Source organism: Stenotrophomonas sp. 05L44_2, assembly GCF_056665995.1.
In genome coordinates this window covers 1-11,523 of the sequence record NZ_JBFTNR010000034.1, presented here as the reverse complement: position 1 = coordinate 11,523, position 11,523 = coordinate 1, and the positions used below count along the sequence as shown (strand labels likewise).

Here is an 11,523-nt window from a genome sequence, read left to right as displayed (position 1 = left end):
TCATTGATGTCAATTGTTTGATGATGAATATAATCTATGTGTGTTAAAGTGCCCTCCACACGCGACAGGACTCCCAAGGGCGAAGGCTCATGAAGGTCACCAAGGCACAGGCGCAGGCCAACCGGGCACACATCGTCGAAACCGCCTCCACGCTGTTCCGCGAGCGCGGCTACGACGGCGTTGGCGTGGCCGACCTGATGGCCGCCGCTGGCTTCACCCATGGCGGCTTCTACAAGCATTTCGGCTCGAAGGCCGACCTGATGGCCGAAGCAGCCGCCTGCGGCCTGACCAGCTCGGCTGCAGCGGTGGCTGATCTGGATGTGCAGGCATTCGTGAGCGAGTACCTGTCCCGCGCGCACCGCGACGGGCCCGGCCAGGGTTGCACGCTGGCGGCGCTGTGCACCGACGCCGCGCGGCAGACGGACGCGGTCAAGGCTGCCTTTGCGGCCGGCATCGAGGCCAGGCTGGCAACACGTGCCACGCAGGAGGGGCAGGCGCAGCGCGATCCGGATGATGCGGCGCGTGCGCGCAGTATTGCGCTGATGGCTCAAGCGGTCGGCGCGCTGGTGCTGTCGAGGTCCTGCCCGGACGAATCGCCGCTGGCGGACGAAATCCTGGATGCATGCCGGGCGGATCTGCTGGCCCGGTTGCCAGCTGCGTCCAGCCGCTGAGCTGCGCCTTCCAGCGTCAGGACGTGCTGGAAGACGCTACGCTGAAAGGTAGTGGTCAGTGCTAGCCGGACGTGCGCAGCAGCKCCGCAACCGCTTTTGCCGTCGCCTTGGCCGACTGCGGATTCTGGCCGGTGACCAGCCTGCCATCGACAACCACCTTCGGCACGAATGGCAGTAGTCCCTTCTCGTACAGGGCTCCCCGCCGGGACATTTCCGCCTGCGCGTTGTACGGCATCTGCCTGGAAACACCCGCCAGGATTTCCTCGGTCCAGGAAAATCCTGTTACCCGCCGGCCCTGCACCAGCAGTTGCCCATCGCTCAGCCGGGTATTGAGCAGGCCGCAATAGCCGTGGCAGACCGCCGAGACGATCCCGCCCTGCTCATGGATGTCCCGTGTGATTTTCTGGATGCCCTCGCTGTCCGGGAAATCCCACATCACCGCATGCCCACCGGTGAAGTAGATCGCGTCGTACGCGGCAGCGTCGACGTTGTCGGGGGCGAGCGTGTTGTCCAGCAGTGCCATGCGCGCCGGATCCTGCAGCCATGCCTTCGCCGAATGGTCCAGCGCCGGCCATTTCAGCGAGCGCGGCTCAAGTGGTGAGTGCCCGCCGCGTGGGCTGACCAGGTGCTGTTCATGGCCTTGCCCGGCGAACAGGTCGTAGGCATGCGTCAGTTCCGACAACCAGAGCCCGGTCCTGTGGCTGGGGTCATCGTAATGCGCGACGTTGGTGACAACATGAAGGATGCGACGGTTCATCAGATACGCCTCTGGCTCATTTTCCGGTTTCCCATTCGTGCTTGATCTGCCGCAGTCCTGCGTCGTAGCTGGTTACGGGAAAGTCGGGAAAGCGCTGCTTGAACTTTCCGGATTCGAAGCGATTGTCATGCTCATAGCGCGGCAGCAGCTCCCGGATCTCGCGCGCACCTTTCGAGAACAGGCCGGCGATGTACAGCGCAGTCCTGCCGAGGGTGGCGTGGGTGTCCGGCCTGCCGAACACAGTGCAGGCCAGGGTGGCGAACTGGGCATAGGTCAATCTCGGCTCACTGCAGGGCAGATGCCACGTCTGGTTCTGCGCGTCGGGCGTATTGCCCAGCAGTGCGAGCGCGCGACTGGCGTCGGGCGTCCAGATCAGCGTTCTGAGGGTATCGTCGCGCAGTGGCACCCGCGGTGACTTGCCAGCCTTCAGCCTGTCGATGACGAGGGCATTGGTGAAGCTCTGCGTGCTGCCCGGGCCATAGAATTCCGGTGCTCGGGCGATGGTGACGGCGATGCGCCCGGCTGCCATCTCATCCAGGACCATGCGCRCCATCTCTGCGCGCACGCGTGCCTTCCTGCCCGCGGGCGCGAACGCGGTGTCCTCGGTCTGCGGAGCCGCCGTCTGCGGATACATGTAGGTATTGTCGAAGTACGCAAATGCAGCGCCGGTGGCGACGGCGGCATCCAGTGCGTTCTTCAGCATGGAAGGAAACTGCCGCTCCCAGAGCCCTGAATCCGGCGGCAGCCCTGCGGTGAAATAGACGATGTCGCTGCCTTCAACGGCTTTCAGCGTCTGCTCTGCATCCAGCAGGTCCGCCGGCACAAGCTGGTCGCCCGTGTTGACCGGCCGCGGCGTGCGGCTCACCAGGCGAAGGTCGTCGGTGTAGGTGCGCTTCAACGCGCGCGCCAGTTCCTGGGCGATCTGGCCGTTTGCTCCCAGAATGGTCTGCATCTCTTTTCCTTGGGCGTCTGGGCCTCTGATCGCCCGGGGTGGAAGTTCAGCCCAGGGCGCCGGCGCCACAGTGCCGCGCGGGTGCTCGCCAGACCGCCGTCGGCAACCTCTCACGCTGACGGTCGCGGCAGTGTATGTTTAAAGTCAACTTGAAGGTCAAGGGGCAGTGGCAGGATGAAAATCGGGGATCTGGCCAAGGCCACGGGCCTGGCCCCATCGCGTATCCGGTTCTATGAGGCCGAAGGCCTGATCAGCGCGCCGCCCAGGGGGAGCAATGGCTACCGGATCTATTCCCCGGACGTATTGGGCGTGCTGCAGATCATCGACAACGCGCAACGCGTCGGCTTCTCACTTGATGAGATCCGGCATTTCCTGCCTGGGGGCACGCAGGCGTGCGATCACCAAGGCCTGGTCGAGTCGCTGGGCAGGCGCCTGGCCGAGATCCGACGCTTGATCCTGCAACTGCAGGAGAACGAAGCGCGCCTGCTGGGCATCATCGAGGGTGTCACCCAACGTCCTGAGGGTATTTCCTGCACCGACAACCAGGTCAGGCTGATGGATCTGCTGGATCCTCCACGGCGCCAGCGGGGCGGGCGCGCAGGGCGACCAGGTAGAGGAATGAAGTGACCCTCTGTTGGCCGCAGGCCGCAGCGTCAACCTGCGTCGGTGGCTGCGCCCAGATCATGCAGGCTGCGCAGCTTCTTCTTGTTGATCTTGCCCACGCTGGTGCGTTCCAGCGAATCGACGAAGCTGACGCGGTCGGGGATCGCGTAGCGGGAGATATCACCGGAGCGGCTGCGTGCTGCGACCAGTTCGATGATCTCCGCCTCGGTCACATCGCTGCCGTGCTGCCGGACCACCAACGGCAGCGGTCGCTCGCCCCATTTCGTATCACTGATGCCGATCACCGCGACCTCGTTGACCGCCGGATGCAGGGCGATGATGTCCTCCAGGGCGAGCGAGGAGATCCACTCGCCACCGGTCTTGATCACATCCTTGATGCGGTCGGTCACGCGCAGGTAGCCGCTGCCATCGATGTTGCCGATGTCCCCGGTGTGCAGGTAACCGCCGGCCCATAACGCCGTCGAAGCGTCCGGATTGTGCAGATAGCCCTGGGTGAGCCAGGGCGTGCGCACCACCACTTCCCCGGTGGCGATGCCATCGTGGGCAACATCATTCATGTGTTCGTCGACGATGCGCAGGTCAACCAGCGGCACCGGAATGCCGGCCTTGGTGCGCAGGGACAGCTCCTCGTCCGGGCCGTCCACGGCGTCGGCATCGATCTGCGCGAGGGTGAGCAGCGGGCAGGTTTCGGACATGCCGTAGCCGCCGAAGATGTCGATGCCACGGGCCAGTGCCTGCTGCGCCAGTGCCCGCGGTAGTGCCGCGCCGCCGATGATTACCTTCCAGCGGCGCAGGTCGGTATCGGCAGCAGTGGGATGGCCCAGCAGCATATGCAGGATGGTCGGCACGCAGTGCGAGAACGTCACCTTCTCGCGGGCGATCAGCGCCAGCAACGCGCCCGGCAGGTAGCGACCGGGGTAGACCTGCTTGATGCCCAGCAGCGTGGCCACGTACGGCATGCCCCAGGCATGGACATGGAACATCGGCGTGATCGGCATGTAGACATCGTCGCGGTGCAGGCGGCCCTGGCTGGACGCGCTGCCGAGGGCTGCCATCGCCGCAAGCGAGTGCAGTACCAGTTGCCGATGGCTGAAGTACACGCCTTTGGGSAGGCCCGTGGTGCCGGTCGTATAGAACGTAGTGGCGCGGGTGTTCTCGTTGAAGTCCGGGAAGCGGGTGATGGGCGTGGCCTCGCGCAGCCCGGCCTCATACTCGGTCACGAAACCCGCTGGCAGCGGGCCCTCATCATCATCCAGCAGGATGCGCGTGCGCACGTCCGGCAGCTGTTCTTCGATGGCGTTCAGCACCGGCAGGAACTCGCGGTTGGCCAGGATCACCCGCGCACCGCTGTGATTGAGCGTATAGGCAATCTGCTCGGGCGCCAGGCGGATGTTCACCATCATCAGCACCGCTCCGATCATCGGCACGGCGAAATAGCTCTCCAGGTAGCGGTTGCTGTCCCAGTCCATCACCGCCACGGTATCGCCGCGCTTTACCCCCAGTGAGGTCAGCAGCCCGGCCAACTGGCCGATGCGCGCCTGCAGGGTGCGGTAGTCGAAGCGGACCTTGTCGCCGTAGACGATCTCCTGCCGTGGTCGCACTGCCAGAGGTGTCAGCAGCAGCTGCTTGATCAGCAGGGGGTAGGCATGAGGCTCGGCGGCGGGCGCGTCTGCGGCGGTGGCGAATGACATGTGATCTTCCTGATGGGGCGGCGCGTCAGCGGCCGGGGGGCGCGGGAATGGACAGCTGCTCGCGCAGCAGCGGCGCTTCCGCGCGTGGGCTCGGCTGGATGAGTGCATCCTGCGGCAGCGCTCGCGCTGGATCTTCAAGGTGTTCCCACACCTGGTCCATCGCCGCGAACAGGTAGGGCAGCAGCGGGACGTAGCGCTTCCGGTAGTCCGGGAAGGCCAGCAGCGAGTCGAAGTGCTGTGCCTTGTTCACCCGCCAATAGGCGATCTGCGCCCCGGCCTTGCGGGCAAGTGGCACGTAGCGATCACTGGTCATGCTGATCGGTACCAGCCCGTCGTCCAGGCCATGGATCACCACGATCGGCAGGCCGCGACGCGGCGCCTTGGCAGTCGCTGCGGCGATGCCGGCGCGTACCCGTCGGGCATCGGCGCTGTCACTCTCGCCAAGTGCGCGCAAGCAGCGCAGGCCACGCAGCGGATCAGCTGCCGCCCCGGTGGCATTGCCGTCCACCAGAACCACGCCGCTGCCCGGCGGGATGCCACTGCCCTCGCTCCACCAGGTTGCACGAACCTCGGCCGTGGCCGCGTGGGGTCTGCCGTCGGTGCCGGCGGCCGAGAAGCTGTACGCGCAGGGATGTTCGCCCGTGGCGTAGCGTCCATAGGCTGACGAGTAGGTCGCTGCGATGGCGCGCCACAGATCGAAACCGGTAGAGAATGCACCGGCGCGAAGTGCATCGGCGCTCAAACCCGCGTCGAGCAGCTGCTGCCGTGCCGACCGTGCCTGTGCTGCAGTGTCATCGCCTTGCACCAACCCAGCGGATTTCAACGTGGCACATCGCTGGGTCCACCCTGGCACGGCCTGCGCCCGCATCGGCGGTTGTGGTAGATCGTCCTCCGTCAGCAGGGCACAGGGCATCAGCAACGCGGCCTGGGTGACGAAGTCATACAACGCTGGTGCGCCGGCCACCGAGACATTGGGTTCGCCGGCCACCATTGCATCGAACCAGTCGCCTTCGATCTCCGCCGCGCGCAGCACGGCGCCACCGCCATTGGATACGCCCACGCCGAGCGTGCGTGTGTTGGCCGCAGTGAATGGGGCCGATTGCGGATAGGCACGGTCCAGCACCTGCAGGCCGAACTGCAGCGCCTGCAGCAGATGGCGGCCCCAGTCCGCTTCCGGGTTGTCACCCGAATGAGCATGTTTGAAGGCGATTCCCTGCGCGGCTGTCGCACCCGCAGGAATGAAGGCCAACGCGCCTTGGCTGGCTGGCGTGCCGTCTGCCTGGAAGCCGGCCTTGGCGTCCAGATCGTAGTAATCACTGCCGGCACCCTTGTCGGTATAGGCGACCGCGCAGCCATGTGCCAGGCCCCAGCTGCCGGCAACCGCGATCGCGCCATGGATGCCACGCGAGCCGGAAGATGCCGCGACGACCAGGCAGCGCYGCGCGGCGTCGAAGCTGTCGGGCACCTGCACCAGTACCCGATGGGGATGGCGGGCGCCGGGAACGCGCGCATAGGCGGAGAATTCGCGGCCGGGTACCGCCTGCACGCTGCCGTAGACATCGCCAAAGCCGCCGCCGGGTGTCAGGTCGGCGATGCCGCGCCAGCTGCTCCAGATCGCACGACGCCGTGCTTCCTCGGCCGTGGGCTGGGCCGGGTTGGCAAACGCCGGCGCGGTGGCCGAGCGCAGGGCGTCGATGCCCAGGCCTGCGGTCAGCAGTTCGTCGCTGCCGCGATGCACGGTTTCCCGCCACTGCTCGAACACCGGAACAGCGGTAGTGGGGCGGGGCGGGGCGGCGTGGGTGCTGGAGATGCTGCCCAGAAGCAATGGCAGCGCGGCGCACAGCAGCATGACGGGGCGGTGGATGTTCATTGCTCCACCCTAACCATCCGGGCGGCGCACGCCAGCGTACCTTGGTACCCGTGCCCAGGCGCAGGCGATTTGCTAACCTCGGCTGGACATGCCGACCCTGCTTATCGCCGATGACCACCCATTGTTCCGCGCGGCGCTGCATCGCGCCGCTGAAGAAGCGGTGGCTGACCTGCAGATCAGCGAGGCCGATTCGCTGCACGGCGTGCTCGAAGCGATCGAGAACCAGCAGATCGATCTGATGCTGCTGGACCTGCACATGCCGGGCAACCACGGCCTGGCCGGACTGGCGACCATACGTGCGCTGCAACCGGGGCTGGCGATCATCATCGTTTCGGCCAATGAAGAGCCGCACGTGATCCGCCGCGCCATCGACCTGGGCGCAGCCGGGTACCTGCCCAAGAGCTCCGGCCTGACCGACCTGCAGTCCGCACTGCAGACCGTGCTGGAAGGTGAGCGCTGGATACCGGCGCTGCTGCGCGAGCCGGTGGCGCGGGTGGCGCCCTTCAGCAAGGACGCCGATCTTGCCGCGCGCTTGTCCAGCCTGTCCGCGCATCAGTACAAGGTGCTGAGCCTGGTGGCCGAAGGGCTGCTCAACAAGCAGATCGCCGACCGGCTGGGCGTGCAGTTGCGCACGGTCAAGGCACACATGACCCGCATCATGGGACGACTGGGCGTACGCAATCGCGCGCAGGCCATCCGCGTGCTGCACGAGATGGGGTTGACCGACCCATCCCGGCAGATCGAAGGCGCGCAGGACGCCTGATCCTTCGTCAGGTCCTTTCCGTGCTGGCCGTTGCCAGCAGGTGGTTGATCGCCCAGCGCAGCGCCAGCGGCTTGAACGGTTTGTTCAGCAGTGACAGGCCCACACTGCGCACCGCCTCGCGCGTGTCATTGCCGGTATCGGCGCTGAGGATCACCGTCGGCCGCGCGCCATGTACGGCGACGAGGCGCTTCCACAGTGCGACGCCGGTATCGCCCTCATCAAGGTGGTAGTCGAACAGCCACAGTGCCGCCTCATGTGCGGACGCGCCCAGCGCAGCGACATCACGCGCCGCGATGACATCGCAGCCCCAGGCAAGCAGCATCAGCCGCATTGCCTCCAGCGCCTCCGCATCGTTGTCGACCACCAGCACGCGGATGCCCTTGATGCTGCTGTTGCCAGCGGCGGGCTCAGTGCGTGGGGCCTCAGGCGGCGCTGCACGCGCCACGGTGATGGAGAAGGCCGAGCCGCGATCCAGTTCGCTTTGCAGTTCCAACGGTGCATGCAGCAGGTCGGCAATGCGGTGCGCGATGGTCAGGCCAAGACCGAGGCCCTGGCCATTGCTGCGGTCGCCACGGTGGAATTCTTCGAACACCACGGCTTGTTGCTCCGGCGCGATGCCGGGGCCGCTGTCATGCACGCCGATCGACAGTGCCTGACCGTGCCGACGAACGCCAAGCAGCACGCCGCCACGGCGGGTGTAGCGGATGGCGTTGGCCAGGAAGTTCTGCAGTACGCGGCGCAGCAGCAACGGGTCGCTGTGCACCCACACGCGGGTGCGCACATGGCGGAACTGCAGGCCGCGTGCCGCGGCCAGCACGGCGAACTCCTGCGCAAGCGGCTCCAGCACGGTCGACAAGGCGAACGGGCGCGGATCGGCCACCAGGCCACCGGCTTCCAGTCGCGAAATATCCAGCAGGCCCGACAGCAGATCGTCGGTGGAATCCAGCGCGCCGCGAATCTGGCGCAGGAAACTGTCCAGGAATTCCGATTCGATGTGCTGCGACATGGCGTCGGTCAACAGCTGCGCCGCATGCAGGGGCTGGATCAGGTCATGGCCGACTGCGGTCAGGAAGCGGGTCTTGGCCACGTTGGCCCGCTCGGCTTCATGCACGGCCTGTTCAAGCCGGGCGGTGCGGTCCTGCACGCGGCGCTCCAGGGTTTCGTTACTGCGCTTGAGCGCGTCCTCTGCCCGCCGGAACGCGGTGACATCGGTGAAGGTGGCCACATAGCCGCCACCGGGCATCGGGTTGCCTCGGATCTCAACGATGGTGTTGTCCGGGAAAATCCGCTCGGAAAGGTGCGGCGTGCCGCGCCGCATGTGCACCACCCGCCGCTGCAACGCCTTGTCGCGCGAGTCACCAGGGCTGTCGCCGATCTTCAGCTGTCCCAGTGCCCACGCCGTCAGGTTCGACACCGGCTGCCCCACCTGCAGCAGCTCCGGCGGGAACTTGAACAGCGCGGCGTAGCGGCTGTTCCAGGCCACCAGCTGCAGCTGCGCATCGACCACGCTGATGCCCTGGCTCATGTTCTCTAGGGCGGCCTCCAGCAGGCGCTGGTTGAAGCGCAGCACCTGGGTGGCTTCACCGACCGCGCGGGTAACAGCGTCCAGCGGCGCAGCGCCACCATCGCGTGCCGCCTCCACCAGCAGCCGCGCCATGCCTGCACCGACCACGGCGGTCAGTTCGCGCTCGATGGCAGTCACCCGGTCGTCGTCCAGCATCTGCCCGGCGTGCCCGTCCATCAGCTGCCGTGCCCGCTCCTGGCCGAGGAAGCGACCAGCCGTCTTGCGCAACGATGCAGCGGCCACCGCGTCGCGCTGCCGAGGCATCGGTGGACGCACCGCGCGCGACACCAGCACCACGGTTACCAGGTTGACGGCCAGGCTGGCGCCCATGCTGATGGCGATATGGCCCGGCTGCATGCGCAGCGAGAGCATCGCCAGCCAGTGCAGTCCGTCGGGACCGGCCGACGCCAGCGGGGCAGGGAGCACCATGGGCAGCAGCACCAGCCACAACCAGACCAGCGAGCCCAGTACGATGCCGGCGATGATGGCCGGGGAGGGCGTGCGCGGACGGTACACCGCCAGCAGCACCGCCGGTGCCAGCTGCGAGAGCGCGGTGAACGACATCAGGCCGAAATCGCTGAGCGCCTCGGTGCCGCTCATCGCACGGCTGTACAGCCACGACATCAGGAACACGGCGAGGATGCCGGCGCGCCGGAAGGCCAGCACCCGCGGTCGTAGATCCGCGCCGGTGTTGAAGCCATTGACGCCGCTCAGCAGGCGCGAGCCCACACCGTGGTTGCCGAGCATGATCGACAGGGTCAGCCCGGACAGGATCATCATGCCGGTGGCGGCACTCAGACTGCCCAGGTATGCCAGCAGTGCCAGCAGGTGATGGCCGCGCTCCTGCGGCAGGGCCAGCACGTACAGATCCGGCGTCATCGAGGGCGGCAGCTGCGCGGCACCGGCCAGTGCCATCGGCACCGACGGCAGGCCGATCAACAGCAGGTAGACCGGGAACAGCCAGCGCGCCGTCTTCAGGTCCGATGACTGGCGCAGCTCGACCACGCCCACATGGAACTGATGGGGCAGGGTGAACGCGGCCATGGCACCGAGCGCCACCATGGTCAGGTAATCCGGCACCACTGCCGGCGGCGGCAGGTGCGCCATCTTCTCAAGCAGCGGCGTGCCTGCCTTGTGCACCGATAGCGCGGCATACAGGCCAATGGCCAGCAGTGCCGTCAGCTTCAACAGTGATTCCAGGCCCAGCGCGACCACGATGCCGCGGTTGTGCTCGGTCGCCGACGCCTTGCGTGCACCGAACAGGGTGGTGAACGCCGCCATCGTCAGCGCGAACCAGAACGACACGTCCAGCTGCCAGCCAACGGGTGCGAACTGGTCACCGAGCAGGGCGGCAAGGCCCTGGCTGACCGCTTTGAGCTGCAGCGCGATGTAGGGAATGATGCCGAACAGCGCGACCAGGGTGATGGTGATGCCCAGCCCTTGGTCGGCGCGCAGGCGCGCGACCACCAGGTCGGCGATGGTGGCACTGTTGTGCTGCTTGGCCAGCCGCCCCAGCCGCACCAGGAACGGCAGGCCGAAGGCAAAAATGAGGGCCATGCCGATCAGTGTCGGCGGAATCGGGAAGCCCCATTGCACGCCCTGCGAGGCAGCCCCGTAGTAGGTCCACGCCGTGCAGTGCACGCCCAGTGACAGCGCGTAGATGGCTGGCCATACCTTCGACAGCCGATGCCCCTGGCGTTCCCCCCACAGGGCGACGCCGAACAGCAGCACGGTCCACGCGATGCAGGCGAACAGGACGATGGAGGGCGTCAACATCGCTCCAGTGTAGAGAGAACCGCGGCCGGCGGGCAGCCGGCCCGCCCCGCGCGGGAGGACGGTGCGGCGCTAGTCGGCGAGCACGATCAGCGACAACTGTTCGGCGACCACGGCTGTCTCGCCGGCGGGAACCACTTCCACGGTCTTGTGCTGGGTCAGCAGCCACTGCCCGGGCCTGCGCGCTTCCAAGGACATCAGCTGCGAGCGTACCCGTACCTCGGAACCGCTCGGCACCGGCGCCAGGAAGCGGACCTTGTTCAAGCCGTAGTTCAGTACGTGGGCGATGCCGGGAAAACCGGCCAGGGCCGCCACGTCGTCCTCTACGGTAAGCGAGAGCAGAAGGAACCCATGGGCGATGGTCTGCCCGCCCGGCAGGCCGGTCCGTGCGCGGGCAGGATCGGTGTGGATCCAATTGTGGTCACCGGTGGCCTCGGCGAAGGCATCGATGCGCGACTGCGCGATGCGCGTGCTGCCGCTCAGCCGCTCGCTTGCCGCCCATTGGTGCAGGGCCTGCAGGGCGGCAGGCAGCGCATCCCTCGACACGCCGGAACTCATCGCACGCGCTCCAGCAATGCCAGGATCGCGTCACGCGCCTCGGGCTCGGACAGCATCGGTGCATGACCCACCTCCGGTACTTCAACGAGGCGGGCATTGGGCGACGTGGCAGCCATCTGCTGCGCGACATCGGCAGGCAGGATGTCCGACAGCGCCCCACGAACCACCAGCACCGGCACGCGTGCGGTCAGCCCACGCACCGCGCGCCATAGTACCGGGCGCAGCAGCCACAGCAGCCACGGCCGCGTGGTGCGGATCACCGCCGGGTCGTAGTCCAGTTCCAGCAGGCCATCGCTGCGC

The 11,523-nt window shown here is 66.8% G+C and carries 10 protein-coding genes; 3 read left to right on the top strand and 7 right to left on the bottom strand.

What is annotated here, in order from left to right; translation table 11 throughout:
- Positions 1-89: 89 nt before the first annotated feature.
- Positions 90-671: a TetR/AcrR family transcriptional regulator gene (locus AC1VAN_RS02190; protein ID WP_223482512.1), complete on the top strand. Its 582-nt coding sequence runs from the start codon at positions 90-92 to the stop codon at positions 669-671.
- Between the two features lie 61 nt (positions 672-732).
- Here the strand turns inward: AC1VAN_RS02190 and AC1VAN_RS02185 are convergent, their stop codons facing one another.
- A complete protein-coding gene (locus AC1VAN_RS02185) occupies positions 733-1,428 on the bottom strand; it encodes a type 1 glutamine amidotransferase domain-containing protein (RefSeq protein WP_480985186.1) in 696 nt (231 codons plus the stop codon).
- 16 nt (positions 1,429-1,444) lie between these two features.
- Positions 1,445-2,380 (bottom strand): NAD-dependent epimerase/dehydratase family protein, encoded by a 936-nt coding sequence (locus AC1VAN_RS02180; RefSeq protein WP_480985185.1) that lies wholly within the window; start codon positions 2,378-2,380, stop codon positions 1,445-1,447.
- Positions 2,381-2,554: 174 nt separating this feature from the next.
- Between AC1VAN_RS02180 and AC1VAN_RS02175 the strand changes: the two genes are divergently transcribed.
- Positions 2,555-3,007 carry a MerR family transcriptional regulator gene (locus AC1VAN_RS02175; protein ID WP_032974716.1) on the top strand — a complete coding sequence of 151 codons (453 nt, stop codon included), beginning with the start codon at positions 2,555-2,557 and terminating at the stop codon, positions 3,005-3,007.
- 26 nt (positions 3,008-3,033) lie between these two features.
- On the opposite strand, the gene AC1VAN_RS02170 is transcribed toward AC1VAN_RS02175, so the two are convergent.
- Positions 3,034-4,695: a fatty acid--CoA ligase gene (locus AC1VAN_RS02170; protein WP_313113588.1), complete on the bottom strand. Its 1,662-nt coding sequence runs from the start codon at positions 4,693-4,695 to the stop codon at positions 3,034-3,036.
- Positions 4,696-4,720: 25 nt separating this feature from the next.
- Complete coding sequence (locus tag AC1VAN_RS02165) at positions 4,721-6,565, bottom strand: 3-hydroxybutyrate oligomer hydrolase family protein (protein ID WP_480985184.1); 1,845 nt, start codon at positions 6,563-6,565, stop codon at positions 4,721-4,723.
- Between the two features lie 88 nt (positions 6,566-6,653).
- Here AC1VAN_RS02165 and AC1VAN_RS02160 point away from each other — a divergent pair, with 88 nt between their 5' ends.
- A complete protein-coding gene (locus AC1VAN_RS02160; RefSeq protein ID WP_282279735.1) occupies positions 6,654-7,328 on the top strand; it encodes a response regulator transcription factor in 675 nt (224 codons plus the stop codon).
- A gap of 7 nt (positions 7,329-7,335) precedes the next feature.
- Here the strand turns inward: AC1VAN_RS02160 and AC1VAN_RS02155 are convergent, their stop codons facing one another.
- The 3 genes from AC1VAN_RS02155 to AC1VAN_RS02145 form a co-directional block, all read right to left on the bottom strand.
- Positions 7,336-10,668: a hybrid sensor histidine kinase/response regulator gene (locus AC1VAN_RS02155; RefSeq protein WP_313113596.1), complete on the bottom strand. Its 3,333-nt coding sequence runs from the start codon at positions 10,666-10,668 to the stop codon at positions 7,336-7,338.
- Positions 10,669-10,737: 69 nt separating this feature from the next.
- Positions 10,738-11,223: a MaoC family dehydratase gene (locus AC1VAN_RS02150; RefSeq protein WP_313113598.1), complete on the bottom strand. Its 486-nt coding sequence runs from the start codon at positions 11,221-11,223 to the stop codon at positions 10,738-10,740.
- A partial coding sequence (locus tag AC1VAN_RS02145) for an alpha/beta fold hydrolase (RefSeq protein ID WP_480985183.1) occupies positions 11,220-11,523 on the bottom strand: 304 nt, incomplete at its 5' end. The genes AC1VAN_RS02150 and AC1VAN_RS02145, both read right to left, overlap by 4 nt.